General features: G+C 62.2%; 21 protein-coding genes. 15 read left to right on the top strand and 6 right to left on the bottom strand.

All coding sequences use genetic code 11. The features are described 5' to 3' along the window. Positions 1 to 71 precede the first annotated feature (71 nt). From ACR0JC_RS09910 to ACR0JC_RS09920, 3 genes are all read left to right on the top strand, one after another. Entirely contained in the window at positions 72 to 2,207 is a 2,136-nt protein-coding gene (locus ACR0JC_RS09910) for a malate synthase G (protein WP_170340943.1), read from the top strand. Positions 2,208 to 2,243: 36 nt separating this feature from the next. Continuing rightward, positions 2,244 to 2,669, top strand: a complete 426-nt coding sequence (locus ACR0JC_RS09915; RefSeq protein WP_093964871.1) for a GlcG/HbpS family heme-binding protein — start codon at positions 2,244 to 2,246, stop codon at positions 2,667 to 2,669. A gap of 188 nt (positions 2,670 to 2,857) precedes the next feature. Continuing rightward, positions 2,858 to 3,637, top strand: coding sequence for a gamma-glutamyl-gamma-aminobutyrate hydrolase family protein (locus tag ACR0JC_RS09920; protein WP_170340945.1), 780 nt, complete (start codon positions 2,858 to 2,860; stop codon positions 3,635 to 3,637). Between the two features lie 64 nt (positions 3,638 to 3,701). Here ACR0JC_RS09920 and ACR0JC_RS09925 read toward each other — a convergent pair whose 3' ends face one another. Together ACR0JC_RS09925 and ACR0JC_RS09930 are read right to left on the bottom strand one after the other, a co-directional pair. Beyond that, positions 3,702 to 5,942 (bottom strand): xanthine dehydrogenase family protein molybdopterin-binding subunit, encoded by a 2,241-nt coding sequence (locus tag ACR0JC_RS09925; protein WP_480763861.1) that lies wholly within the window; start codon positions 5,940 to 5,942, stop codon positions 3,702 to 3,704. Between the two features lie 3 nt (positions 5,943 to 5,945). Further along, positions 5,946 to 6,410, bottom strand: coding sequence for a (2Fe-2S)-binding protein (locus ACR0JC_RS09930; RefSeq protein WP_149774764.1), 465 nt, complete (start codon positions 6,408 to 6,410; stop codon positions 5,946 to 5,948). Positions 6,411 to 6,509: 99 nt separating this feature from the next. On the opposite strand from ACR0JC_RS09930, the gene ACR0JC_RS09935 reads away from it, so the two are divergent. Further along, positions 6,510 to 7,088 carry a TetR/AcrR family transcriptional regulator gene (locus ACR0JC_RS09935; RefSeq protein WP_170340949.1) on the top strand — a complete coding sequence of 193 codons (579 nt, stop codon included), beginning with the start codon at positions 6,510 to 6,512 and terminating at the stop codon, positions 7,086 to 7,088. Here the strand turns inward: ACR0JC_RS09935 and kynU are convergent. Continuing rightward, positions 7,081 to 8,274 (bottom strand): kynureninase, encoded by a 1,194-nt coding sequence (gene kynU, locus ACR0JC_RS09940; protein WP_170340951.1) that lies wholly within the window; start codon positions 8,272 to 8,274, stop codon positions 7,081 to 7,083. The two genes, ACR0JC_RS09935 and kynU, sit on opposite strands and share 8 nt — an antisense overlap. Positions 8,275 to 8,472: 198 nt before the next feature. Here kynU and ACR0JC_RS09945 point away from each other — a divergent pair, with 198 nt between their 5' ends. From ACR0JC_RS09945 to ACR0JC_RS09970, 6 genes are all read left to right on the top strand, one after another. After that, positions 8,473 to 8,922 (top strand): methyltransferase family protein, encoded by a 450-nt coding sequence (locus tag ACR0JC_RS09945; protein ID WP_170340953.1) that lies wholly within the window; start codon positions 8,473 to 8,475, stop codon positions 8,920 to 8,922. A gap of 130 nt (positions 8,923 to 9,052) precedes the next feature. Continuing rightward, positions 9,053 to 10,624: a Re/Si-specific NAD(P)(+) transhydrogenase subunit alpha gene (locus ACR0JC_RS09950; protein WP_170340345.1), complete on the top strand. Its 1,572-nt coding sequence runs from the start codon at positions 9,053 to 9,055 to the stop codon at positions 10,622 to 10,624. Between the two features lie 13 nt (positions 10,625 to 10,637). After that, on the top strand, positions 10,638 to 12,092 hold the full coding sequence (locus ACR0JC_RS09955) for an NAD(P)(+) transhydrogenase (Re/Si-specific) subunit beta (protein ID WP_093964877.1): 1,455 nt from the start codon (positions 10,638 to 10,640) through the stop codon (positions 12,090 to 12,092). 97 nt (positions 12,093 to 12,189) lie between these two features. Next, positions 12,190 to 12,546, top strand: coding sequence for a VOC family protein (locus ACR0JC_RS09960; protein WP_170340955.1), 357 nt, complete (start codon positions 12,190 to 12,192; stop codon positions 12,544 to 12,546). Between the two features lie 106 nt (positions 12,547 to 12,652). Then, positions 12,653 to 13,930, top strand: a complete 1,278-nt coding sequence (locus tag ACR0JC_RS09965; RefSeq protein ID WP_170340348.1) for a DUF3422 family protein — start codon at positions 12,653 to 12,655, stop codon at positions 13,928 to 13,930. 69 nt (positions 13,931 to 13,999) lie between these two features. Further along, positions 14,000 to 15,136, top strand: a complete 1,137-nt coding sequence (locus ACR0JC_RS09970) for an MFS transporter (protein WP_170340957.1) — start codon at positions 14,000 to 14,002, stop codon at positions 15,134 to 15,136. 7 nt (positions 15,137 to 15,143) lie between these two features. On the opposite strand, the gene ACR0JC_RS09975 is transcribed toward ACR0JC_RS09970, so the two are convergent. From ACR0JC_RS09975 to ACR0JC_RS09985, 3 genes are all read right to left on the bottom strand, one after another. Beyond that, on the bottom strand, positions 15,144 to 16,124 hold the full coding sequence (locus ACR0JC_RS09975; protein ID WP_170340959.1) for an ABC transporter permease: 981 nt from the start codon (positions 16,122 to 16,124) through the stop codon (positions 15,144 to 15,146). Further along, positions 16,117 to 17,124: an ABC transporter permease gene (locus tag ACR0JC_RS09980; RefSeq protein WP_170340961.1), complete on the bottom strand. Its 1,008-nt coding sequence runs from the start codon at positions 17,122 to 17,124 to the stop codon at positions 16,117 to 16,119. The genes ACR0JC_RS09975 and ACR0JC_RS09980 overlap by 8 nt, the downstream gene beginning before the upstream one ends. 94 nt (positions 17,125 to 17,218) lie before the next feature. Beyond that, positions 17,219 to 18,925: a peptide ABC transporter substrate-binding protein gene (locus tag ACR0JC_RS09985; protein WP_093965071.1), complete on the bottom strand. Its 1,707-nt coding sequence runs from the start codon at positions 18,923 to 18,925 to the stop codon at positions 17,219 to 17,221. Between the two features lie 282 nt (positions 18,926 to 19,207). Between ACR0JC_RS09985 and ACR0JC_RS09990 the strand changes: the two genes are divergently transcribed. Genes ACR0JC_RS09990 through ACR0JC_RS10010 form a run of 5 tightly spaced genes read left to right on the top strand, consistent with a single transcriptional unit; the run spans position 19,208 to position 25,791 of the window. Further along, on the top strand, positions 19,208 to 21,028 hold the full coding sequence (locus ACR0JC_RS09990) for an ABC transporter ATP-binding protein (RefSeq protein WP_170340963.1): 1,821 nt from the start codon (positions 19,208 to 19,210) through the stop codon (positions 21,026 to 21,028). Between the two features lie 5 nt (positions 21,029 to 21,033). Further along, positions 21,034 to 22,200, top strand: coding sequence for an acetylornithine deacetylase (gene argE / locus ACR0JC_RS09995; protein WP_170340965.1), 1,167 nt, complete (start codon positions 21,034 to 21,036; stop codon positions 22,198 to 22,200). A 55-nt stretch (positions 22,201 to 22,255) separates the two neighbouring features. After that, positions 22,256 to 23,422 carry a M20 aminoacylase family protein gene (locus tag ACR0JC_RS10000; protein ID WP_170340966.1) on the top strand — a complete coding sequence of 389 codons (1,167 nt, stop codon included), beginning with the start codon at positions 22,256 to 22,258 and terminating at the stop codon, positions 23,420 to 23,422. A gap of 16 nt (positions 23,423 to 23,438) precedes the next feature. Next, positions 23,439 to 24,602 carry a M20 aminoacylase family protein gene (locus ACR0JC_RS10005; protein ID WP_170340969.1) on the top strand — a complete coding sequence of 388 codons (1,164 nt, stop codon included), beginning with the start codon at positions 23,439 to 23,441 and terminating at the stop codon, positions 24,600 to 24,602. Between the two features lie 25 nt (positions 24,603 to 24,627). Further along, complete coding sequence (locus tag ACR0JC_RS10010) at positions 24,628 to 25,791, top strand: M20 aminoacylase family protein (RefSeq protein ID WP_170340971.1); 1,164 nt, start codon at positions 24,628 to 24,630, stop codon at positions 25,789 to 25,791.

The following is a 25,791-nucleotide window of genomic DNA, read 5'->3' on the forward strand; positions in this document are numbered from 1 at the left end:
TGCCTATCGGAAACAATGCCCCTAATTGAAGACTGCATACAACGGCACACGAAGGGCAGGAGATTCGAGTCATGAGCGGCAGAGCTATCCGGAGCGGATTGGACGTAGATCAGGTTCTGATCGATTTCATCGAGGAACGCGCGCTTCCCGGAACCGGCGTTGAGCCCGACGCATTCTGGGCTGGACTTTCGCGGATGGTGTCCGAGTTTGGCCCGAAAAACCGCGACTTGCTGCAAAAGCGCTCGGATATCCAGGGCAGTGTCGACGCATGGCACCTTGCGCGCAAAGGGCAACCCATCGACATGGCTGAGTATCAGGCGTTCCTGCGCGAAATCGGTTATCTGCTGGATGAAGGCCCCGATTTCCAAATCGACACGGCGAATGTCGACCCCGAGATTGCCGCGACGCCCGGCCCGCAGCTGGTGGTGCCGATCACCAATGCGCGTTTTGCCCTGAACGCGGCCAATGCCCGCTGGGGCAGCCTGTATGACGCGCTGTATGGCACCGACGCGATGGGCGACCTGCCGCAGAAGGGCGGCTATGACGCGGCCCGCGGTGCGCGGGTGATCGCGTGGGCTAAGGCGTTTCTGGACGAGGCCGTGCCGCTGGCCCAAGGCAGCTGGGCCGATGTGTCCGGTCTGAAGGTCGAAGGCGGCGCATTGGTCCCGGCGCTGGCCGAACTCGGGAAATTCGTGGGCTTCGGCGGTGCGGCCGAGGCCCCGGACTTCGTGCTGCTGAAGAACAACGGCCTGCACATCCAGATCATGATCGATCCGTCCAGCACCATCGGCGCCTCGGACCCGGTGGGCATTTCCGACGTGCGCCTGGAATCGGCCCTGTCCACCATCATGGACTGCGAAGATTCGGTGGCCTGTGTCGATGCCGAGGACAAGGTCGTGGCCTACGGCAACTGGCTGGGCCTGATGAAGGGTGACCTGACCGAAGAGGTCACGAAGGGCGGCCGGACATTTACCCGCAAACTGTCCGAGGACATCGCTTTTACCCGGCCCGACGGATCGGCCGGCACCCTCAAGGGCCGGTCGCTGATGCTGGTGCGCAATGTGGGGCACCTGATGACCAACCCCGCCGTGTTGGACGCCGAAGGCAACGAGATCGGCGAGGGGTTGATGGATGCGCTCTGCACCACGCTGATCGCCATGCACGACCTGCAGCGTGATGGCGGCAACTCGGTCCACGGTTCGGTCTATGTGGTCAAGCCCAAGATGCACGGACCCGAAGAGGTGGCGTTCTCGGTCGAAATCTTCGACATGGTCGAGGACATTCTGGGCCTGCCACGCAACACCGTGAAACTGGGCATCATGGATGAGGAACGCCGGACTTCGGTGAACCTCAAGGAGTGCATCCGCGCCGCGAAATCGCGGGTGGCCTTCATCAATACCGGGTTCCTCGACCGGACGGGGGACGAGATCCATACCTCGATGGAGGCCGGGCCGATGCTGCCCAAGGGCGACATGAAGAATACGCCGTGGATCCAGTCCTACGAGGATCGCAATGTCGATATCGGGCTGGCCTGCGGGCTGAAAGGCCGGGCGCAGATCGGCAAGGGCATGTGGGCCATGCCCGACCGGATGGGCGAGATGCTCGAGGCCAAGATCGGCCACCCGATGGCCGGTGCGACCTGCGCCTGGGTGCCGTCGCCCACCGCAGCGACCCTGCACGCGACCCACTATCACAAGGTGGACGTTCTGGCCCGTCAGGATGAGATAGCCGCCGGAGGCCCGCGCGGCACGCTTGACGATCTGCTGACCATCCCGCTGCTGGGCGGCCGCAACCTCAGCGACGATGAAATCACCCGCGAGATCGAGAACAACGCGCAGGGCATCCTGGGCTATGTCGTGCGCTGGGTCGATCAGGGCGTCGGCTGCTCGAAGGTGCCCGATATCAACGATGTGGGTCTGATGGAGGATCGCGCCACCTGCCGGATCTCGAGCCAGGCGCTGGCCAACTGGCTGCATCACGACGTGATCAGCGCCGATCAGGTTATGGCCGCAATGAAGAAGATGGCCGCCGTGGTTGACCGGCAGAACGCTGGCGACCCGGCCTATCGGCCCATGGCGCCGGGGTTCGACGGCATCGCCTTCCAGGCCGCCTGCGATCTGGTGTTCAAGGGGCGGGTGCAGCCCTCGGGCTATACCGAGCCGGTCCTGCATGCGCGGCGGCTGGAACTGAAGGCCAGTCAGGGCTAGAACCGGGGCAGACCACCGCAGACAGAGGACAAGATCATGTCGGTTTCACTCAGAAAGGCCCGCACCATCATTCGCAAAACCCTTGAGAAAGGGCGCGAGATGGACCTGAAACCCCTGTCGGTGGTGGTGCTGGACGCCGGTGGCCATGTCATCGCCTTCGAGCGCGAGGACGGTGCCGCCCCCGGCCGGTTTGCGATTGCTCATGGCAAGGCCTATGGATCGGTCATGCTGGGCATGGCAGGCACCGCCCAGATGCAGCGGGCCGAGGCGCAGGCCTATTTCATGGCTGCGGTGAACGGGGTTTATGGCGGGCAGGTCGTACCGGTTCCGGGCGGCGTACTGCTGCGCGACCGCAAGGGCGCGGTGATCGGGGCAGTCGGGGTAACCGGCGACACCTCGGACAACGACGCCGCTGCCGCCATGGCCGGGATCGAGGCCGCCGGGCTGACCGGCGAGACCTGATCTGCACAAGCGCCGTCCCGCCGCGGCCGCCTGTTTCGGGAAATTCGTCCCGCGCTCTGCGGAAATCGGGAACAATATGTGCGTATCTGAACACGTCCTTGCGCCATGGTGCAGGGCGTGTTTTGTTGCACGTTATTGAAGGGGCGGATAATTTCCGACCAGTTCAAGTAAAACAGCAAGGTAGCACAATGTCCCGACCCGTCGTTGGCATCATCGGCAATTCGTATCTGATGAACGACCAGTACCCCACCCATGCGGGGGGCACGATGAATTCGGACGCGGTCGCGAATGTCTCGAACTGTCTGCCGCTGCTGATCCCGGCCGACCCGCGCTATGTCGACGTGGCCGAGCTGCTTGAGGTTTGCGACGGGTTCCTGCTGACCGGTGGCCGTCCCAACGTTCACCCCGAGGAATATGGCGAACCGGCGACCGATGCGCATGGCGAATTCGACCGGGCGCGCGACGCAATCACCCTGCCGCTGGTACGGGCCTGCGTGGAACGCGGCCAGCCCTTTCTGGGCATCTGCCGGGGCTTCCAGGAGGTCAACGTGGCCATGGGCGGCACTCTGTACCCGGAAATCCGCGATCTGCCCGGCCGGATGAACCACCGCATGCCGCCCGATGGCACGCTGGAAGAGAAATTCGCCCTGCGCCATGTGGTCAAGCTGACCGAGGGCGGGGTGTTCCACCGCCTGTTCGGTGCCAGTGAGGTGATGACCAATACGCTGCACGGGCAGGGCATCAAGACGGTGGGCAAGGGCGTGGTGATCGACGGCCACGCGCCGGATGGTACGCCCGAGGCGATCTATATCCAGGATGCGCCCGGGTTCACCCTGTCGGTGCAATGGCACCCGGAATGGGATGCCGCGAATGACCCGGTGTCGCGGCCTCTGTTTCAGGCTTTCGGCGACGCGGTGCGGGCTTGGTCGGCAAGTGCAATGCCGACGCCGGTGCGGCAATCGGCCTGACAATCGGCTCTCGGATTTCTTCAAAAGACCGGCGCGGCAATCACCGCGCCGGTCTTTTTTCGTTTCACACCAGCAGGTTGAACTGTTTGTTGAGCGGCAGAGTCCGGGCGCGCTGGCCGGTCAGATCGAACAGTGCGTTGCCCAGCGCCGGCATCGAGGGCGGCGTGCCGGGTTCACCCGCGCCCCCCATGAAGCGGTTGGTTTCCAGCACTTGAACCTCAACCTGCGGCGCGGTGTGCATGCGCAGCGCGTCATAGTCGGGGAAGTTCATCTGTTCGACCTCGCCATCGGCGAAGGTGATCTCGCCGTAACAAGCCGCCGACAGGCCATACATCATGCCGCCGAACATTTGCGCCTTGACGTTTTCGGGGTCCAGCGCAAGCCCCATGTCGCAGGCGATCCAAGCCTTGCTGATGCGGATGGTGCCGTCTTCTTCGACCACCTCGATCACCTGCGCGACAGGGGTGCCGAAGCTGTAAGTTAGGGCCACGCCGCAGCCCACACCATCGGGGGTCTTGCCCGTCCAGCCGGACATGTCGCGCACCGCCTCAAGGCACCCGGCCGAGGGCGCGTGTTCGTCGCGCATCAGCTCCAGCCGAAACTCCAGCGGGTCGCGTCCGGCGGCATGGGCCATCTCGTCGATGAAGGTCTCGTGGAAGAAACCGTTGTGGCTGTTGCCGACCGAGCGCCAGAAACCCACCGGGATCTTCAGGTCGGCGATATGGCCGCTCATGCGATAGTTGGGCACCGCGTAGGGCTGGTTGAAGAACCCTTCGACCAGAACCTTGTCCGGGCCAGCGCCGGGCATTCCGGTATAGCGCTCGACGGCTTGCTGCGTGCAGGACTGCGCGGCGACCGCACCATCGATGAGCACTGCTTTGCCATCCTGAACCGCACCGCGCATCCGCGCCATCGCACCGGGGCGGTAGTAGTCGTGACGCATATCTTCTTCGCGGCTCCAGGTGGTCTGGACCGGAGTGCCGGGCATCGCCATGGCCATTTTGGTGGCGATGTCGCCGAAATCCAGCTCTCCGCGGCGACCAAACCCGCCGCCCAGATAGGTGGTGTGGATTTGGACGGCTTCGGTGTCCAAACTGGCCGTGTTGGCAACGCGGAACTGGATCAGCGTGGGGGCCTGGTTGCCGCACCACAGTTCCAAGGCGTCGCCGGTGAACAGCGCGGTGGCGTTCATCGGTTCCATCGTGGCGTGGGCCAGGTAGGGGACAGTGTATTCAGCGTCGATCACGGTCGCGCCTTCGGGAACGATGCTGACATCGCCGTCATCGCGCATGGTCGAGTTCGGATCCGCGTCGAAGGCCTTGGCGATCTCGGCAAAGATGGCGTCGGTTTCGGGCGGATAGGGGGCCTCGCCCCAATCGACGTCGATGGCCTCGACCGCCTGGTTGGCAAGCCAGGTGTTGGTGGCGATCACCGCAACACCGTTGCCCAGATCGACAACCTTTTCGACACCAGGCATTGCCTTGGCGGCGCTGTCGTCAAAGCCGTTCATCTGGCCGCCCAGCTTGGGGTTCATCCGGACGCTGGCGAATTTCATGCCGGGCAGGCGCACGTCAACGCCGAACTGGGCGGTGCCGGTAGCCTTTTCCACCATGTCCAGACGCGGCAGGGTCCGGCCCAGATAACGCCACTCGGACGGGTCGCGCAGCTCTGCCTCAATCGGTTCCATCTGAGCCACGTCTGCAGCCAGGTCGGTATAGGCGATCTTGCTGTCATCAGGCGCGATGACATGGCCCGAAGCGGTCTTAAACTGAGCCCGATCCACCCCCAGTCGGTCGGCGGCGGCCTGTTTCAGCGTCTCGCGGGCGGAGGCACCAGCCGCGCGCATTCGCTCGAACCCGTCCTTCATCGAGGTCGAGCCGCCGGTGACCTGCAGGCTGAGCGCCTTGCCGATCACGCCCAGGGCCTCGCCCAGATTGTGCTGGAAGTTCGAGACGTCATAGCCCTTGTTGGGCAGGCTCTCGCCGATTAGGGCCGAGTTGTAATAGGCCGCCGCCGCTGGTCCGTGCAGAACGGTGACCTGATCCAGATCCACGTCCAGTTCCTCGGCAATCAGGGCAGCCCATGTGGTTTTGACGCCCTGGCCCATCTCGGCGCGGGGCGCGAACAGGGTCACGCCGTTCTGGTCGATCAGGATGAAGGGGTTCAGGGCCGCTTCGCCGTCGCCCGGTTTCAGCGGGTTCTTGGCGGGACGGTTGACGTAATAGACGCCGAAGGCCACGCCGCCGACGATGGCGGCAGACCCGATCAGGAAGGTGCGGCGCAGGATTTTTCCGATGCTGGCCATGGATCAGGCCTCCTTCATCTTGGCGGCGGCGTCGTGGATCGCGGCGCGGATGCGGGGATAGGTGCCGCAGCGGCACAGGTTGCCCTGCATCGCCTCGTCGATTTCTTCGTCAGAGGGGGCAGGGTTTTCGGCCAGCAGCGCGGCGGCCTGCATGATCTGCCCCGACTGGCAATAGCCGCATTGCGCGACCTGATGGTCGACCCAGGCCTGCTGGATCGTGGCCAGGTTGTCGGGCGTCCCCAACCCTTCGATCGTGGTGACCTCGCCCCAGACATCGGACAGAGCAACCTGACACGAGCGGACGGCCTCGCCATCGATCTGCACCGTGCAGGCTCCGCAGGCGGCCACACCGCAGCCGAATTTGGTTCCGGTCAGGCCCACCTCGTCGCGCAGCACCCAAAGAAGGGGGACATCGTCGGGCAGATCGACCTGATGTGGCTTTCCGTTGATCGTCAGCGTGGTCGCCATGGCGTACCTCTTTTGGCTGTGGCTGGTTTCTGACATAATTGATGAGAAATGTCAGTGCGTCAATTGACAATTTCGCGCGAAACTGTCAGAGGTCAATTCATGGCGGAAAAACTGGATGATACACGGGCAAAGGCGATCCTGACTTCGGCGTTTCAGGCCTTTTCCGCCTATGGGTTCCGCAAGACCTCGATGGATGACATAGCGCGTGGCGCGGGCATGTCCCGTCCAGCGGTCTATCTGCATTACAAGAACAAAGATGCCATCGTTCGCAGCCTGACACAGGCGCATTACGCCGAAAAGATCGCGGCGGTGGCACATGCGCTGCAGGGCGACGGAGCGGTGTCCGAGATCCTGGCGCGGGCGATTGACTCGCAGATCGCCGGGATGGCGGCCATACTGGCCTCGCCGCATGGGCTGGAGATGCTGGATACCAGCAAGTCCACCGCTGCCGACATCGTGGCCGAGGGCGAGGCGGCGCTGGCGGATCTCTACGCTGAATGGCTAAAGCGCGAACTGGCGGCCGGTCGCGTGCGCCTGCCGGACGGTCCGGCCGAGACCGCGCGGACCATCACCGCCGCGCTGAAGGGGATCAAGATGACCGCCTCTAACGCCGAGGAGTTCGAGCAGCGCATCGCCCAGCTGACCGCGCTGATCGGCGCGGGGCTTGAGGTCAGGTAACCCGCTGCCGGACCTTGAATTCCGGTCTGTCCCACAAACGGTTCTGCATGATGTCAGTCAGGATCTCGACGGCGCGCGACACGTCGCATTCGTCGATATACAGCGGCGTGAAGCCGAACCGCATGATGTCGGGCGCGCGGAAATCCCCGATCACGCCGCGGGCGATCAAGGCCTGCATCGCCGCGTACCCGTCGGCAAACCGGAACGAGACTTGGCTGCCACGCATCGCGGGGTCGCGGGGGCTGGCCAGTTCCAGATCGGGGCAGGTCGCCTCGACCTGCTGGATGAACTGTTCGGTCAGGGCGATGGACTTGGCGCGCACATTATCCATGTCGGCCATGTCCCAGATATCCATCGCCGCGGCCAGCGCGGTCATCTGGATCACCGGTGGCGTGCCGACGCGCATGCGCTCGATGCCTGCGCCGGGGCGATAGTCCAAATCGAAGGCAAACGGCGCCTCGTGTCCCAGCCAGCCCGACAGGGCCGGGCGCGCGGTGTCCGCCCATTTCGGAGCGACATAGATGAAGGCCGGGGCGCCCGGACCACCGTTGAGGTATTTATAGGTGCACCCGACCGCGAAATCGGCGTTGCAGCCGGCCAGGTCCACCGGGATGGCCCCGGCTGAGTGGGCCAGATCCCACACCGTGATGACGCCGCGCGCATGGGCCAGATCGGTCAGCGCCTTCATGTCGTGCCTGCGGCCGGTGCGATAGTCGACTTCGGTCAGCATCAGCACGGCGACTTCATCGGTAATGTGCTCGGCCACGGTCTCGGGGTCCACGACCCGAAGCTCGTACTCCTCGCCCAGCGAGCGCAGCAGCCCGTCAGCCATGTAGAGATCGGAAGGGAAGTTGCCATTGTCCGACAGGACCACCTTGCGCCCCGGGTTCAGCTCCAACGCCGAGGCAACCGCCTGAAAGACCTTGATCGACAGCGTGTCGCCGACCACGACCGTACCGGGCGCGGCGCCGATCAGGCGGCCGATCCGATCGCCCAGGTCGGTCGGCATGCCCATCCACCCGGCCTTGTTCCACCCGGTGATCAGCATCTGGCCCCATTCCTCGGTCAGCATCTTCTGTACCTCTGCGGCCGCCGCCTTGGGCAGAGGGCCCAGCGAGTTGCCGTCCAGATACAGAACTCCTTCCGGCAGGTGGAACATGGCTTTGGTGGCGGCGAAGTCGGTCATGATAAATCCCGGTGTTTTCTTGTGTCCGAACCGGGGTATCGGATCGGTGCCGGGCTGTCCACGCCCGCCTGTTTGTGGCCCGGGTGCACAATATTCGACCGCAAGGCCAAGATGCTTTGCCATCGGGGTCTGAAAGCGGTAGGACTTGGCCCGGAAGCGACATGTGTCGGTGCATGTCGTCGTTCAAAAGGGATGCTCATGCGCCGTATCGACGTACCGCCACTGTGGCTTTTGGGCTTCGCGGTGTTGGCCTGGTTGCAGGGCAGTTATCTGTCGCTCGGCCTGTCGCTGGAAGGCGGGTTGACCGACCTGCTAAGCGGGTTGCTGATTGGTGGGGGTATCCTGCTGGCGGTTCTGGCCATCGTAGAATTCCGCCGTCACCGTACGACGGTCATTCCGCATGAAACACCCACCGCAATGGTGCAGTCGGGCATCTACAAGCGCAGCCGCAATCCGATCTATCTGGGCGATGTCCTGATCCTTGCCGGGTTGATCCTGCGCTTCGATGCCGTGTTGTCGCTGGTGTTGGTTCCTGTGTTCGTCTGGGTATTGGAACGGCGGTTCATCCTGCCTGAGGAGGACCGCCTGCGCCGCACCTTCCGTGCGGATTTCGCGCGTTACGAACGCAAAACCCGTCGGTGGATCTGAAATGCGCCGACCCGTGACACAACGTAATGAATGCTGCGCTTGCGAAATAATGTTGCGCAGGATAGATCTTTGCTTAACAAACAATACCGACCACCCGCTCGGTCAGAGTGAAAATTAGGGGGACTTGCCGGTGAAAATAGGCACGCCAAAGGAAATACTGAAAGGCGAGAACCGGGTCGCGATGACTCCGGAGTCAGCCGTGCAGCTGCAGAAATTGGGCTATGAATGCGCCATCGAGAAGGGGGCTGGTGCTGCCGCCGGTTTCTCAGACGAGGCTTACGAGGCCGTCGGGGTCGAAATCGTCAAGACAGCTGCCTCTTTGTGGAAATCGTCGGACATCATCGCCAAGGTGCGCGTGCCCACCGAGACCGAAATGAAACGTCTGACCAAGGGCAAGACGCTGATCTCGTTCTTCAACCCGGCAGGGAACGAAGAAGGGATGGAATTGGCGAAAGCCAAGGGCGCCAATGTCATCGCGATGGAAATGGTGCCCCGCATCAGCCGTGCACAGAAGATGGATGCGCTGTCGTCGATGGCCAACATCGCCGGGTACCGTGCGGTGATTGAGGCGGGCAACAACTTTGGCCGCTTCTTCACCGGCCAGGTAACGGCCGCGGGCAAGGTGCCGCCGGCCAAGGTTCTGATCGTTGGTGCCGGCGTGGCAGGTCTGGCCGCCATCGGGACGTCGACGTCGCTTGGCGCGATCACATATGCGTTCGATGTGCGCCCCGAGGTCGCCGAACAGGTCGAGTCGATGGGCGCCGAATTCGTCTATCTGGACTTTGAAGAAGAACAGCAGGATGGCTCGGCCACCGGCGGGTATGCATCGGTTCAGTCCGAGGAGTTCCGCAATGCTCAGCTGGCCAAGTTCCGCGAGTTGGCGCCCGAGATGGACATCGTCATCACTACGGCCCTGATCCCCAACCGCCCGGCCCCCAAGCTGTGGCTTGAGGATATGGTCAAGGCCATGAAGCCCGGATCGGTCATTGTGGACCTTGCGGCCGAGCGTGGAGGCAATGTCGAAGGCACCGTGCCGGATGAAAAGGTCGTGACCGACAATGGCGTGACAATCATCGGCTATACTGACTTCCCCAGCCGGATGGCGGCTCAGTCCTCGTCGCTGTATGCGACCAACATCCGTCACATGATGACTGACCTGACCCCGGACAAGGACGGTCAGATCAATCACAACATGGAAGATGACGTGATCCGTGGCGCGACCGTCACCTACGAAGGTGAGATCACCTTCCCACCGCCACCGCCCAAGGTGCAGGCCATCGCCGCCAAACCCAAAGCCGAGGTCAAGGAACTGACGCCCGAAGAAAAGCGCGCGCAAGAGATCGCTGCCTTCAAGGCGCAGACCAAGCAACAGGTCACCCTGCTGGGCGTGGGCGGTGCGCTGATGCTGCTGGTGGGGCTGGTGGCTCCTGCCAGCTTCATGCAGCATTTCATCGTCTTCGTGCTGGCCGTCTTCGTGGGCTTCCAGGTGATCTGGAACGTCAGCCACAGTCTGCACACACCGTTGATGGCGATCACCAACGCGATTTCCTCGATCATCATCGTGGGCGCGTTGATGCAAATCGGGTCGGGGTCTTTCCTCGTCATTCTGCTGGCGGCGCTGTCGATCTTCATGGCCGGGATCAACATCTTCGGCGGTTTCCTCGTAACCCGGCGCATGCTCGCCATGTTCCAGAAATCTTAAGGAGGCCGGGCACATGGAATTTGGCTTCACCACTGCCGCCTATGTCGTTGCGGCTGTTCTGTTCATCCTTTCGCTCGGCGGCCTGTCCAACCAGGAAAGCGCCAAGCGCGCGGTCTGGTACGGCATCGTCGGCATGGCGCTGGCGGTATTCGCCACGCTGGTCGGCCCCGGATCGGGCCTGTGGCTGCTGTCGCTGCTGCTGATCATCGGCGGTGGTCTGATCGGTCAATATGTGGCGCAGCGCGTCCAGATGACCGAGATGCCGCAGCTTGTGGCCGCCATGCACTCGCTGGTGGGTCTGGCGGCGGTTTTCGTCGGGTACAACGCCCATTTCGAGATCAAGAATGTCGCCGAAGTCTTTGCGATCGTTGACGCGGCCAAGGATGCCGACCTGTCGGATCTGGGCGCCTTCGCGAAACTGATCGCCAAGAAAACCCCGGCCGAGCTGGCTATTCTGCATGTCGAGCTGTTCCTGGGCATCTTCATCGGTGCGATCACCTTTACCGGTTCGGTCGTGGCCTATGGAAAACTGGCCGGCAAGGTCACCTCGGCGGCCACCAAACTGCCGGGCGGGCATGCGCTGAACGCGGCGGCGGCTGGCCTCTCGCTGATCTGTCTGATCTGGTACACCGCTTCGGGTGGCTTCTTCCCGCTGTTCCTGATGACGCTGGCGGCGTTGTTCATCGGTTATCACCTGATCATGGGCATCGGCGGTGCCGACATGCCGGTCGTTGTGTCTATGCTGAACAGCTACTCGGGCTGGGCCGCGGCCGCGATTGGTTTCTCGCTGGGCAACGACCTGCTGATCGTCGTCGGTGCGCTGGTCGGCTCGTCGGGTGCGATCCTGTCCTACATCATGTGCAAGGCGATGAACCGTCACTTTGTCAGCGTGATCCTGGGCGGCTTTGGCGGCACTTCGGGGCCCCAGATGGAGGTTGAAGGCGAACAGGTGGCGATCGACGCCGACGGTGTTGCAGCAGCGTTGAACGATGCCGACAGCGTCATCATCATCCCCGGCTACGGAATGGCGGTGGCGCAGGCGCAGCAATCTGTCAGCGAACTGGTCCGTAAGCTGCGCGCCAAGGGCAAGAATGTGCGCTTTGCCATCCACCCCGTCGCGGGCCGTCTTCCGGGCCACATGAACGTGCTGCTGGCCGAGGCCAAGGTGCCCTATGACATCGTGCTGGAAATGGACGAGATCAACGACGACTTCCCGGAAACGGATGTCGCGATCGTCATTGGCTCGAACGACATCGTGAACCCTGCGGCGCAGGAAGACCCGAACAGCCCCATTGCCGGGATGCCGGTTCTGGAATGCTGGAAGGCCAAGCAGGTGATCGTCTCGAAACGCGGGCAGGGCACCGGGTATTCGGGCATCGAAAACCCGTTGTTCTACAAGGAGAACACCCGCATGTTCTATGGCGACGCCAAGCAGTCGCTGGACAAGCTGCTGCCAATGATCGACTGATCTGTGGCTCATATCCTTGGAAAAGGCGCCCCTCGCGGGCGCCTTTTTCCGTTTCAGGGTATGATGCCGTATCAACCCAATCGGCAGGAGGTGTTCCATGCATAAGGTAAACGGCATCGGCGGCGTGTTCTTTCGCGCCCGCGATTCAAAGGCTCTGTCGCAATGGTACGAGACCCATCTGGGCGTCAATCACTATGACCCGGTTCCGTGGAAGCAGCGCGAAGGCTACACCGTGTTTGCCCCATTCGCCGAAGACACGGACTATTTCGGTGATGCCGCGCAGCAATGGATGATCAATTTCCGCGTCGACGATCTGGCGGCCATGGTCGACCAGCTGCGTGCGGCTGGAATCGAGGTGGAGACCCGTGACGAATGGAACAGCGAGATCGGAAAATTCGCCCGCCTGCACGACCCCGAGGGCAATCCGATCGAGCTCTGGCAGCCAAATCAATGAGATAGCCGGCTTGTATACCGCGGTATCCATGTAAGTATATGAAATAAAAAGATAATTGATGAAATGCTTCGGTGTCGTATAGTGCCCGGAACACAAGGAGCCGCTCATGACGCCAATCGAGGATCATCCGCTGCGCTATGCGCTGGCCAATGAATTGCACGCGCGGCCGTTCCCCGTGGCGCAGGCGCCGTGCACGGTTGTATTCCTTGCGATCAAAAAACCGGTCGCCGCGGTGGCGCGCGACCGAGCCAAAGATATGGCTCACCTGATCGACCTGTTGGACCGCCACGGGGCACAGCATCCGCAGCCCGATGCTACCCATTATGCCGGGCAGATCGGGCGGCATTGGTTGAAGTGGGAGCATCACACGGAGTTCGTGACCTATACGGCCATCACTCAGAATGTCAGCGAACGCGCGTTCAACCCCGCCGATTTCGAAGTATTCCCCCCCGACTGGCTGATGACCAGTCCAGGCCAGCGCGTGACCTCGATCATGCTGCGGGTGGTGCCGCGCCCGGATGACGGGGCCACGCAAGCCGCGCTGGCAGATTGGTTCGAGCCGGAAAGCCTGGCGGTGTCGCGGGTGCTGGACGACTCGGCGATCTGCGCCAGCGATTTTCGCATCGACCCGGCAGGCCACATGCGGTTTGCCCTGTTCGTGTCCGAGGGGACCGGGCGCAGGCGCACCGGCCGGATCATCCAGCGCCTGTGCGAGATCGAGACCTACAAGGCGATGTCCATGTTGGGCTTTGCCCGGGTCAAGGCCCTGATGCCCCAGATCGGCGAGTTGGACCGACAACTGACCCAGTTGATGGGCGAGATGACCAAGGACACGACCCATCCCGACGATCTGCTGCCGCAATTGCTGGCCACCTCGACCGAGCTCGAGACGTTGTCGGCGCGTTCGGCCTTTCGCTTTGCCGCGACGGGGGCCTATGAGGCCATCGTGCACCAGCGGATCGAGGCGCTGCGCGAGGATCGTTTCCACGGGCGTCAGACATTCGCCGATTTCATGATGCGCCGCTATGACCCGGCCATGCGCACGGTCAAGGCAACCGAACGGCGGCTGCAGGCACTTTCGGACCGGGCCATTCGCGCCGGTGACCTGCTGCGGACGCGCGTCGATGTCGAGCGCAGCGCGCAGAACCAGGCCTTGCTGGAGAGCATGGACCGCCGGGCGGATCTGGCGCTGCGATTGCAGCACACGGTCGAAGGTCTGTCGGTGGTCGCTATCAGCTATTACGCCGTGTCGCTGGTCAGTTACCTGCTGTACCCGTTGACCAATGCGGGGATCAGCAAGGGGATGCTGACCGCGGGCGTGACGCTGCCTGTAGTGGCGCTTGTCTGGCTGGCCGTGCGCCGCATCCGCCGCAAGCTGGAATAGCGCGGCTTGCCAACCGGCGCGCGGCCTGTATTTCTGCGAGGCAGATATTTCGCAGGCGGGGCAGGTTTCATGATCGGATTGGTTTCAGCCTGGCGGGCCGTGGCCGCCATGTTCATCCTGAACGGCGCCCTGTTTGGGATCTGGGCCTCGCGCATTCCAGCCGTCCGTGACCGTCTGGGGCTGAGCCACGAGGAACTGGGCTATGGCCTGCTGTTCATGGCGGCCGGGGCGGTGTGTTCCTTTCCAGTCACCGGACGCCTGACCGACAGGTTTGGCGCGGTGACCGTGACGCGGGTGATCGCGGTCCTGTACACAGCCTCACTGATCCTTCTTGCGGCCGCCGACAGCTTCGCCATGCTGGCTGCGTTCCTGTTCATCTTCGGGGCCTTCCACGGCTCAATGGATGTGGCCATGAACGCCTGGGCCGCCGAGGTCGAGCAGACCTATGCCAAACCGGTGATGTCCTCGTTTCACGCGATGTGGAGCCTCGGCGCCGGGTTGGGTGCGCTCAGCGGTTATGGCGCGGTTCAGCTGCAGCTTGACGTGTTGCCGCATTTCCTGCTGGCCGGCGGGGCAACCGTCGCGCTGGCGCTTGCCTTGTCCTGGGTCCGATGGACGTCGCGGCGGGTGCAGTCCGACGGCAACGCGATCTTTGCTTTGCCCAGCGGCGTTCTGGTTCTGGTCGGGCTGACCGCGATGTGCGGCGCGTTGGGCGAGGGTGCAGTGGCTGACTGGAGCGCCATCTTTCTGCGGGATGTCACGGGGGTGGCTGAAAGCGTTGCTGCCTTGGGCTATGCCGTCTTTTCGGTGTCCATGGTTGCCGTGCGGCTGCTGGGCGGCCTCGTGATCGCCCGGTTCGGCCCGGTGCCGGTGGCCCGGGTCAGCGGAGCCTGCGCCGCCGTCGGCGTGTTCCTGGTGGTATCGGCCGGCGGCGCGGTCGGGGCGCTGGCTGGATTCGCGATGATGGGTGTGGGCTATGCGGTGATCATGCCGCTGGCGTTCAGCCGGGCCGCGAACGACCCGCATGTCCCGCCGGGGCAGGCCATCGCCAGTGTGGCCACTTTGGGATACGGAGGTTTGCTGATCGGTCCGCCGCTGATCGGGCTTCTGGCAGGTATCCTGTCACTGCGGCTGGCCTTTGCCGTCCTGCTGCCGCTGGCAGTGGTGATCGTGGTGTTGGCCGGCGCGCTCAGGCGCGCCGACTGACTTTGGTTCAGCGTCCGCGGATCCGCGGATCGAGCGCATCGCGCAGGCCGTCGCCCAGATAGTTCACGCTGAGAACGGTCAGCGAGATCGCTAGGCCGGGCCAGAACACACGCTCGGGGTACTGCTGCAGATAGTCGACACCATCGAACAGCAGCCTGCCCCAGGTGGGGAAGTCAGGCGGGAAGCCCAGCCCCAGGAAGGACAGCGCGCTTTCGGTGATGATCGCCGTGGCGATGCCCAGCGTGGCCGACACCATGATCGGCGACAGCACGTTGGGCAGGATGTGCCGGGTGATGATCTGTCTGTTGCTGGTGCCGATCGAGCGGGCGGCCAGAACGAACTCGCGTTCCTTGATGGCCAGCACGTCGCCGCGCACGATCCGCGCCGTAGGCATCCACGAGGTGATGCCGATGGCGCAGACGATCAGGATGAAAATCCCACGTTCAAGCCCGAACGCAGCGGACAGAGGCTCGCGGAACAGCAGCATCATCACCAGCAGCAGCGGCAGCAGCGGCAGGGCCAGGAACAGATCGGTCAGGCGCATCAGCGGCCCGTCCAGCCGTTTGAAGAACCCGGCAACCACGCCGATGAACGACCCCAAAAACAGCGCCAGCAGCATCGCGGTGATGCCGACCGATACCGAGGTCTGCCCCCCCGACATCATTCGCGCCATGATGTCCCGGCCCAGCTGATCGGTGCCGAACGGATGGGCCCAGCTGGGCCCCTGGTTGCGGGCACGGATGTCGATCTGGGTCGGGTCGATGGTCCACAGGAACGGGCCCAGATAGACGGCCGCGACGATGAAGATGAACAGCATCGCGCCGATCATGGCGCCCTTGTGGGTCTTGAACTGGTCCCACACGTCGCGCCACTGGCTGCGAGGTGGGGTGGTCAGTTCTTCCATTACATCGGCAGTCGGCAAGGCCGTCGAGGCCGGCGCAAGGCCCTCATCAGGGACCAGCGTGTCTGATTGATTGTGATCAGTCATAGCGGATCCTCGGGTCCAGAATGCCATAGAGAACGTCTGCGATCAGGTTGAACAGGACGATCAGCACGGCAAAGATGAAGGTCAGCGTCTGCACCATCGGCAAGTCATTGGCCTGAATGGCGCCGATCAGCAGCTGGCCGATGCCGTTCACCTTGAACACCTGCTCGGTGATGATCGCGCCACCAAAGATCGCCGGAATACCCAGAGCGATCACGGTAACCACCGGGATCATCGAGTTGCGCAGGACATGTACCATGACGACGGTGTATTCGCTCAGGCCCTTGGCGCGGGCGGTACGGACGTAATCCTGGTTGAGGTTGTCCAGCATCGAGGCGCGCATGAACCGGCTGAGCTGCGCGGTGATCTGCAGCGCCAGCACCATCACGGGCATGATCATCTGTTTCAGCTGAATGACGAAGCTGTCCCAGTCATTGACCACATGCGTCGTGTCATAGATCGACGGGAACCAGCCCAACTGGACCGAGAAGATCACGATCACCAGCACCCCCGAGAAGAACGGCGGAACCGAGAAGCCGACCATCGACACGAAGGTGCCCATCTGGTCGAACCAGGAATACTGGCGATAGGCCGAATAGATGCCAATGGGCAGGGCGATCAGGATGGCGACCACATAGGCGGTGCCTACAACCCACAGGGTCTGCGGGATACGCTGAACGACGATGTCCATGACGGGCGAGCGGGTCTGCCACGAAATCACACGCAGGTCACCTTCGGAAAAGGTGGTGCCAAAGATGTGGTCGACCAAAACCTGCGGTTCGATCCAGAAGAACTGCACGATCCATTTCCAGAACCGGACATGCATAGGCTGGCCGAGGCCAAGCGCCTCGCGCATCTTCTCTTTGACTTCAGGCGGAACGGTAAGCGGAACCTGTGCCATCGGGTCGCCGGGGGCGAGCTCGAGCAACAGGAAGATGACGAGACTGATGAACAACAGCGTCGGAACGGCCAGGATCAGTCGTCGAATGGTGAAGTTGAGCATTAAGAGGCGCCTTTATATGCGTCTTCTTGTTGGTGGAACTTGCGAAAGACCGCGCCCCGATACAGATCGGGACGCGGCTGTGCAAGGCTAGCGCTTAGGAACCGGTCTTGCGGTACCAGTCAGCGATGTTCCACAGTTCGCTGTCCCACACGTTCAGGACGACACCGCCCAGAGTGTTTGCGTGGGCCGACAGACGACCACGGTGGACCAGCGGGATCATGCCGCCGTTCTGAACCATGATGTCGTTCAGCTGCTTCGCGATTTCGGCGCGCTGCTCCAGACCTGCGGTCTGCGCCAGTTGGGCGTGCAGCTTGTCGAACTCTTCGTTGCAGAAGCGGCTGATGTTCTCACCCTGCCACTGGGTCTCGGGACGCGGTGCCTTGTCGCACAGGCCGTTGCCCAGATAGCTTTGCGGGTCGGTGCCGTTGAAGGTGTTGGCGTACATTTCAACGTCCGCATAGAACTTCTGGAACGTGTCGGGCGAGCCCGGGTCACCACCGAAGAAGACCGAAGCGTTGATGTTGCGCAGTTCGGTTTCAATGCCGATCTGGCTCCACCATTCCTTGATCAGCGCCTGGAAGTCCTGGCGGACGGCGTTGGTCGAGGTCTGATAGACGATCTTCAGCGGAACGCCGTCCTTCTCGCGGACGCCGTCGCCGTCGGTGTCGACGATGCCGGCATCATCCAGCAGTTTCTTGGCGCCCTCGATATCCTGCGTGTCGCAGGTCATCGAGGTCGAGTTGAACGCAGCCGGAGCCGGTACCCAGTTGCAGGTCACTTTACCCGCCTGGCCATATCCGATCTCAACCAGCAGCGGGCGGTCGATTGCCATCGACATAGCCTTGTAGACCGCCGGATCCTGCAGGAACGGGTGCGGGTGCTTGGCCGTCGAACGCTCGCCTTCCGGCAGTTCGGGTGATGGGTTGGTCTGGTTCAGCATGATGCGCTCGACCAGCGGGCCAAAGCCTGCCACCGGAGTGCCTTTGCCGCCTTCCTGCATCTGCGCGATCACTTCGGGCGCCAGCTGCAGGTTCCAGGCATAGTCGAACTCGCCGGTTTCCATCACGGCGCGACCGGCCGCGGTCGCATCGCCGCCGCCCTTGAAGGTCACGGTTGCGAAGGCCGGTTTCGCCGGGTCACGATAGTTGTCGTTGGCCTTGAAGGTGATCACGTCGTTCGGCTTGAACTCGGTGACGACAAACGGGCCGGTGCCGATCGGGTTGAAGTTCTGCTCGGTGCATTCCGGAGCTTTCGCGCCCATGCAGTCCGCGAACTGAGCCGCCTGGATGATCGGGCTTTCACCGCCGACGAACGGACCGTAGGGGAACGGGGTCGGCTTGTCGAAGGTGACCTTGACGGTCAGATCATCCACAGCTTCGACGCTGGTGACGCCTTCGAACTTGGTCACCTGCGCACAGCCACCTTCGGGGTCCATGCAGTAATCAGCGGTGAATTTCACGTCGGCCGAGGTGAACGGCGTGCCATCCGACCAGGTGATCCCCGGAGCGATCTTCCACGTGATCGAGGTGAGGTCCTCGCTCACGCCGCCGTTTTCGACGGTCGGGATTTCGGCTGCCAGATACGGCACCATGTTGCCGTCTTGGTCATAGCGGGCCAGGGGTTCGATCACCAGCGAGGCCGCTTCGACGTCTTTGGTGCCGCCCGACAGGAACGGGTTCAGGATCGAGGGTGCTTGCCAATAGATGATGCTGACGTTGCCGTCCGATCCGCGCTCGGCCATGGCCATCGGGGCCATCGCCGTGCTTGCAATCGCACCAAGCAAAAGGGTTTTGATTTTCATCATACACTCCTTGTTGGACACATTCGTGTCTCGATTTTCTCCGCAAGGCCTGCGGATTTGGCGTTGCCGTGCCGGGCTCAAGCCACTGAAAAAAAAGACAATTGCGCAAATGTCTGCGCACTACGCCCAATTTCTCGGCACGGTTACGCGGGGTATCGAAACAGAGTTTGCAGAAATTGCAAGCCTTGCCGCAGCGAAACTGGCAATGCGTTTGACTTTTCCTGTCAGCCCGCCTTAGCGTTCGGCAACCAAAACACTCATGCAGCCAAGGGGAGCGCTCGCGTGCTGGATCAGCCTATCGCCCAGATCAGGGAACTTCGGGTCGAATTCCAAACCAAGGATGGGCCCGTCGTCGGGGTCGAGGACGTCTCGTTCGAGGTCCGTCCGGGCGAAACCGTCTGCATCGTGGGCGAATCGGGATCGGGCAAGTCCGTGTCTTCGCTGTCGTTGATGCGCCTTGTTGAATTTGGCGGGGGCGAGATCGCCGGCGGACAGCTGATTTTCGACCGTACCGACGGAACCGAGCTGGATTTGGCCAAGACCGATCAGGACCTCATGAAACAGATTCGCGGCAATGAAATCGGGATGATCTTTCAGGAGCCGATGACGGCGCTGAACCCCGTTTTCACGGTCGGGCGACAGCTGACTGAAGGGTTGCGGATTCACAAGGATATGTCCAAGTCCCAGGCTGAAGCGCGCGCCTTGGAACTGCTGGAACAGGTCCGCATCCCCGAGCCCGAGCGGCGGCTCAAGCAGTATCCGCACGAATTGTCGGGCGGGATGCGCCAGCGGGTTGTGATCGCCATGGCCATGGCCTGCGAGCCGCGCCTGCTGATCGCCGATGAGCCCACCACGGCGCTGGACGTGACGATCCAGGCCGAGATCCTGGCCCTGATGGACCGGCTGAAGCGTGAAACCGGCACGGCGGTCATGTTCATCACCCATGACATGGCCGTGGTCGCACAGATGGCTGACAGGGTTGTCGTCATGTACCGCGGCAACAAGGTCGAAGAGGGTACCGTCACCGAGATTTTCGAGAATCCCCAGCATGACTACACCAAGGCTCTGCTGGCCGCGGTGCCCAAGCTGGGTGAGATGCGCGGAAAGTCCGCCCCCGAGCCGATGAAGTTGTTGGGTGTCGAAGGACAGAAGATCGCCCCGATTCCCGGAACCGAGGAAGTTTTGCTGTCAGTCCGGAACCTGACCACGCGGTTCCCGGTCAAAGGCGGGATCCTGCGCCGCACCATTTCGAATGTGCATGCGGTTGAAGATGTCTCATTCACCCTGAACAGAGGGCAGACGTTGAGCCTTGTTGGGGAGTCGGGTTGTGGAAAATCCTCGGCCGGCCGCTCGATCCTGCGGTTGATAGAGCCGATGGCCGGCGAAATCAGTCTTGATGGTGTGGACATCATGAAGCTGGAACAGAAGGGCCTGCGCAAGGCCCGTCTGGATATGCAGATGATTTTTCAGGACCCATTCGCATCGCTGAACCCGCAGATGCAGTTGGTTGATCAGGTGGCCGAGCCGATGCGCAATTATGGCGTGGCATCGGGGTCGGAACTGCAGGACCGGGTCGCACAGCTGTTCGACAAGGTGCACCTGCCACGAAGCTTCATGCGCCGGTTCCCGCACGAAATGTCGGGTGGGCAGCGGCAGAGAATTGCGATTGCCCGGGCGCTGGCCCTGAACCCGAAATTGATCATTGCGGACGAAGCGGTTTCCGCGCTGGACGTTTCCGTTCAGGCGCAGGTTCTGAACCTGATGATGGAATTGCAGTCCGAACTTGGGCTGAGCTATCTGTTCATCAGCCACGACATGGCCGTGGTTGAACGGGTCAGCCACCACGTGGGTGTGATGTATCTGGGCCGGATCGTCGAACTGGGCCCACGGGCGCGTGTATTTGAAAACCCGCAGCACCCCTATACGCAGGCATTGATGAAGGCGGTTCCGATCGCCGATCCCAATCAGCGCAAAACGGAAAAAGATCTGAATTTCAAACCGATCCCGTCTCCAATTCACCCAATCGGCTATGAGCCTGCGCCTTCGGAATACCGAGAGGTAGAGCCGGGTCACTTCATTCTGACGACCGACAGCGGCTACTGACCCACATGCCACAGCGCCTGACTCCGCTTGAGATCATGACCAAGCTGATCTCGTTTCCCACCGTCAGCCGCGACAGCAACCTGCCGCTGGTCGACTGGGTCGAAGACTACCTGAACGGCCACGGTATCCGCGCCCACCGATGGCCGGATCCGGACCAGCCGCACAAGGCGGCCCTGTTTGCCCATGTCGGCCCCTGGGAGGAAGGCGCGGTCGTGCTTTCCGGTCACACGGATGTGGTGCCGGTGGACGGACAACCCTGGGACAGCGACCCGTTTGTCGTGACCGAACGGGACGGCAAGTATTTCGGACGTGGTACCTGTGACATGAAGGGCTTTGACGCCCTCGCCATCTGGGCGCTGGTCAAGGCGCAATACGCCGACGTCAAGCGCCCGCTGCAATTGGCGCTGAGTTTTGACGAGGAGGTCGGCTGCACCGGTGCGCCGCCCATGATCGTCGCCATGCAGGAGGTTCTGCCCAAGGGCTCGGCCGTGGTGGTGGGCGAGCCGTCGATGATGCAGGCCGTCACCGGCCACAAGGGCGGCTTCGGCTTTGATACCCACGTGGTTGGATACGAGGTGCACAGTTCGATCATGCATACCGGTGTCAATGCGATCATGTATGCCGCGCCGCTGATCGACTGGGCAAATGCCCAGAACGACATCAACATGGCGGCGGACCCCAGCGATATCGCGGCAGTCTTTGATCCTCCTTGGACAACCTGTCACGTGGGCATGATCAAGGGCGGCACTGCGCACAACATAACGGCCAAGGATTGCCGTTTCATGATGGATTTCCGGGTCGTCCCCGGCGAGCAGGCATCAGCTTGGAAAGAAGCCTATCTGGAACAGGTAAGAGTGGCGGAAAGGAAGATGCAGCAAGTGCATCCGGACGCCCATATCGAGGTGAAGGCCAGCTTTGCCGTTCCCGCGTTGGTCCCGGAAACCGATGGCGAAGCCGAGACACTGGTGCGTGCCCTTACGGGCGACAACGCTACCCATGTCGTCAGCTATGGCACCGAAGCCGGTCAGTTTCAGGAAGCCGGTTACTCAGCCGTGATCTGTGGGCCCGGAGATATCGCCCAGGCGCACCAGCCGAACGAATACATCACGATCGCTCAGTTCAACGCCGGCCATGACTTCATGCAGCGTCTGGTCTACAAACTGGCGGCGTGACCCAAAAGAGGCACTGGAAACTCAGGATTTCAGTCAGAAGCTCGGAGAGTTGAACATGCCGGTCAAAAACAGACTTGCCGAAATGCACGCCGAGATCACCAAGTGGCGGCGGCACCTGCATGCGCATCCCGAGTTGATGTACGACGTGCATGAAACCGCCGGCTTCGTTGTCGACCGACTCAAGGCGTTCGGTATCGATGAAATCACGCCGGGTATAGGTAAAACCGGTGTCGTGGCCGTGATCCGAGGGCGGACGGACACGCAGGGGCGGGTGATCGGGTTGCGGGCCGACATGGATGCCTTGCCGATCAACGAGGCGACCGGACTGGACTATGCCTCGACCGTGCCGGGCAAGATGCATGCCTGCGGGCATGACGGGCACACGTCGATCTTGCTCGGCGCTGCGCAATACCTTGCCGAGACGCGCAATTTCGACGGAACGGTGGTTCTGATCTTTCAACCGGCCGAAGAAGGCGGGGCCGGCGGTCTGGCCATGTGCCGCGATGGGCTTATGGATCGCTGGGGCATTCAGGAAGTCTACGGCTTGCACAACATGCCCGGCCTGCCTGTCGGAGAGTTCGCAATCCGGCCCGGCGCGCTGCTGGCGTCGTCGGACGAGTTCGAGATTGTCGTGACCGGCAAAGGTGGCCACGCCGCCGCACCGCATGAAGCCATCGACACAACCTTGGTGGCATCGCATATCGTGGTTGCGCTGCAATCGGTTGTATCCCGCACCGTCGATCCAATCCGACGGGTGGTGCTGACGGTGGGGACGTTTGAAACTGACAGCGTCGCCTCGAACGTGATTGCGCACACAGTCCGGCTGCAGGGCACGGTTCGCACACTGGACCCGGAATACCGTGGCATCGCCGAGGAGCGCGTGCGCCGGATCGCCGAAGACACAGCCTCGGCTTTTGGCGCCCAAGCCCGCGTGACTTGGACGCCCGGCTACCCGGTGACGGTGAATTCCGAGGCGGAAACGGCCTTCGCCGCCGAAGCCGCCGAGGCGGTGGCCGGCAAGGTCAATGACGCAACGGATCCGATCATGCCGTCGGAAGACTTCGCCTACATGCTTGAAGAACGGCCCGGAGCCTACATCTTCTTGGGGAACGGCGACACGGCCATGTGCCACCATCCCGAATACAATTTCGACGACCAGGCCATTCCGGCCGGATGCAGCTGGTTCGCCGAGCTTGTCGAACGACGAATGCCCATCGCCTGAAACAGGAAAGACAGTCATGCCGATCAAGAACCGTTTTGCCGAAATGCACCCCGAAATCACCGGTTGGCGGCGCGACATACATCAGCACCCCGAAATTCTCTACGATACCCATCGGACCAGCGCATTGGTTGCGGAAAAACTGAAAGAGTTCGGTTGCGACGATGTCGTGACCGGAATTGGCCGGACCGGGGTGGTCGGCGTGATCAAGGGCAGGACCGACACCCAAGGCCGGGTGATTGGTCTGCGGGCCGATATGGATGCGCTGCCAATGCAGGAGCAGACGGGTGCGGAATATGCCTCCAAGACTGCGGGCGCCATGCATGCCTGTGGCCATGACGGTCACACTGCGATGGTTCTGGGCGCCGCCAAATATCTGGCCGAGACCCGAAACTTCGATGGGACCGCGATCGTGATCTTTCAACCGGCCGAAGAAGGCGGCAACGGTGCGGAAGCCATGTGCCAGGACGGTTTGATGGACCGCTTCGGCATCCAGGAAGTCTATGCGATGCACAACGTGCCGGGCCTGCCGACCGGGCAGTTTGCCATTCGCTCCGGGCCTCTGCTGGCGGCGGCGGACGAGTTCGACATCCATCTTGAAGGCCGCGGCGGTCATGCCGCCAAGCCGCAGGAAACCGTGGATACTACGGTCATGCTGTCGCAACTGATCGTGGCCCTGCAGACCATAGTTTCGCGTAACGCCGACCCGATCTTGCAGGCCGTTCTGTCGGTCACTGCGGTCGAGACTTCGTCGAATGCGTTCAACGTGATCCCGCAATCGGCCCGGCTGCGCGGCACTGTCCGCACCCATTCGAACGAGGTGCGCGACCTGATCGAACTGAGACTGAATGAAGTTGTGCAAGGTGTCGCGGCGACCATGGGTGGCACCGCCACGGTGACCTACTCGCGCGGCGTTCCGGTCACGATCAACGCGGAAGAGCAGACCGGATATGCAGAATCCGCGGCAATTGCCGTCGGTGGCAGCTGTGCCGAGGCACCGATGGTGATGGGGGGCGAAGACTTCTCGTTCATGTTGCAGGAACGTCCCGGGGCCTTCATAGTCTTGGGAAATGGCGACAGCGCCGGGCTTCACCACCCCGAATACGATTTCAATGACGAGATCATTCCGATCGGATGCTCGTGGTTTGCAGAGATGGTCGAACGCCGGATGCCGGTGGCCTGAGATTTTTTAAGGAGAGAAGACGAAGATGCCAGTGAAGAACCGCTTTGCCGAATTGCAGGATGAAATCACCGCCTGGCGGCGTGATATTCACGAGAATCCTGAAATTCTGTTCGATACGCATCGCACCAGTGCGCTGGTTGCGGAAAAGCTGAAAGAATTCGGCTGCGACGAGGTGGTCACGGGGATTGGCCGCACCGGAGTTGTCGGGGTGATCAAGGGCAAGGCCGACACCAAGGGGAAGGTGATCGGATTGCGGGCGGATATGGACGCTTTGCCGATCCACGAGGCGACGGGTTTGGACTATGCTTCGAAAACGCCGGGTGCGATGCATGCCTGCGGCCATGACGGCCACACCGCCATGCTGCTGGGGGCGGCCAAATACCTGTCCGAAACGCGCAATTTCGACGGAACCGTCGTTGTGATCTTCCAACCCGCCGAGGAGGGCGGCGGCGGCGGCCGCGAGATGTGCGAAGACAACCTGATGGAGCGTTGGGGCATTCAGGAAGTCTACGGGATGCACAATTGGCCTGGTAAGCCTGTGGGCAGCTTCTCGATCCGGCCGGGCGCGTTCTTCGCGGCGACTGACCAGTTCGATATCACGTTCGAAGGTCGCGGAGGTCATGCCGCCAAACCGCATGAAACCGTGGACACCACTGTCATGACTGCGCAGGCCGTTCTGGCGTTGCAGACCATCGCGTCGCGCAATGCCGATCCGATCGATCAGGTCGTTGTTTCGGTCACCTCGTTCGAGACTTCGTCGAAGGCGTTCAACGTGATTCCGCAGAAAGTGCAGATCAAGGGCACCGTGCGCACGATGAGCAAAGAGATGCGGGACCTTGCTGAGCAGCGCATCAACGAAATCTGCTCGGGCGTCGCCGCGACATTCGGCGGTACTGCCGATGTCAACTATATCCGGGGCTATCCGGTCATGATCAACAGCGATGAGCAGACCGAGTTCGCCGCCGAGGTCGCCCGCTCGGTCTCGGGGACCTGCGAGGAGGCACCTTTGGTCATGGGCGGCGAAGACTTCGCCTACATGCTGGAAGAGCGTCCCGGTGCTTATATCCTGGTCGGCAATGGCGACACGGCGATGGTTCACCACCCGGAATACAACTTCAACGACGAGGCGATCCCTGCCGGGTGCAGCTGGTGGGCCGAGATCGTCGAACAGCGGATGCCCGCAGCCTGA

The organism is Ruegeria sp. CH5 (genome assembly GCF_056537025.1).

Excerpts from the sequence above, each read along its gene's own strand:
- ACR0JC_RS09920 (WP_170340945.1), top strand. The coding sequence starts at position 2,858 with ATGTCCCGACCCGTCGTTGGCATCATCGGCAATTCGTATCTGATGAAC.
- ACR0JC_RS10010 (WP_170340971.1), top strand. The coding sequence starts at position 24,628 with ATGCCAGTGAAGAACCGCTTTGCCGAATTGCAGGATGAAATCACCGCC.
- ACR0JC_RS10005 (WP_170340969.1), top strand. The coding sequence starts at position 23,439 with ATGCCGATCAAGAACCGTTTTGCCGAAATGCACCCCGAAATCACCGGT.
- ACR0JC_RS09925 (WP_480763861.1), bottom strand. The coding sequence starts at position 5,942 with ATGGCCAGCATCGGAAAAATCCTGCGCCGCACCTTCCTGATCGGGTCT.
- ACR0JC_RS09910 (WP_170340943.1), top strand. The coding sequence starts at position 72 with ATGAGCGGCAGAGCTATCCGGAGCGGATTGGACGTAGATCAGGTTCTG.
- ACR0JC_RS09985 (WP_093965071.1), bottom strand. The coding sequence starts at position 18,925 with ATGAAAATCAAAACCCTTTTGCTTGGTGCGATTGCAAGCACGGCGATG.
- ACR0JC_RS09945 (WP_170340953.1), top strand. The coding sequence starts at position 8,473 with ATGCGCCGTATCGACGTACCGCCACTGTGGCTTTTGGGCTTCGCGGTG.
- kynU (WP_170340951.1), bottom strand. The coding sequence starts at position 8,274 with ATGACCGACTTCGCCGCCACCAAAGCCATGTTCCACCTGCCGGAAGGA.
- ACR0JC_RS09975 (WP_170340959.1), bottom strand. The coding sequence starts at position 16,124 with ATGACTGATCACAATCAATCAGACACGCTGGTCCCTGATGAGGGCCTT.
- ACR0JC_RS09955 (WP_093964877.1), top strand. The coding sequence starts at position 10,638 with ATGGAATTTGGCTTCACCACTGCCGCCTATGTCGTTGCGGCTGTTCTG.
- ACR0JC_RS10000 (WP_170340966.1), top strand. The coding sequence starts at position 22,256 with ATGCCGGTCAAAAACAGACTTGCCGAAATGCACGCCGAGATCACCAAG.
- ACR0JC_RS09935 (WP_170340949.1), top strand. The coding sequence starts at position 6,510 with ATGGCGGAAAAACTGGATGATACACGGGCAAAGGCGATCCTGACTTCG.
- ACR0JC_RS09965 (WP_170340348.1), top strand. The coding sequence starts at position 12,653 with ATGACGCCAATCGAGGATCATCCGCTGCGCTATGCGCTGGCCAATGAA.
- ACR0JC_RS09960 (WP_170340955.1), top strand. The coding sequence starts at position 12,190 with ATGCATAAGGTAAACGGCATCGGCGGCGTGTTCTTTCGCGCCCGCGAT.
- ACR0JC_RS09980 (WP_170340961.1), bottom strand. The coding sequence starts at position 17,124 with ATGCTCAACTTCACCATTCGACGACTGATCCTGGCCGTTCCGACGCTG.
- ACR0JC_RS09970 (WP_170340957.1), top strand. The coding sequence starts at position 14,000 with ATGATCGGATTGGTTTCAGCCTGGCGGGCCGTGGCCGCCATGTTCATC.
- ACR0JC_RS09930 (WP_149774764.1), bottom strand. The coding sequence starts at position 6,410 with ATGGCGACCACGCTGACGATCAACGGAAAGCCACATCAGGTCGATCTG.
- argE (WP_170340965.1), top strand. The coding sequence starts at position 21,034 with ATGCCACAGCGCCTGACTCCGCTTGAGATCATGACCAAGCTGATCTCG.
- ACR0JC_RS09915 (WP_093964871.1), top strand. The coding sequence starts at position 2,244 with ATGTCGGTTTCACTCAGAAAGGCCCGCACCATCATTCGCAAAACCCTT.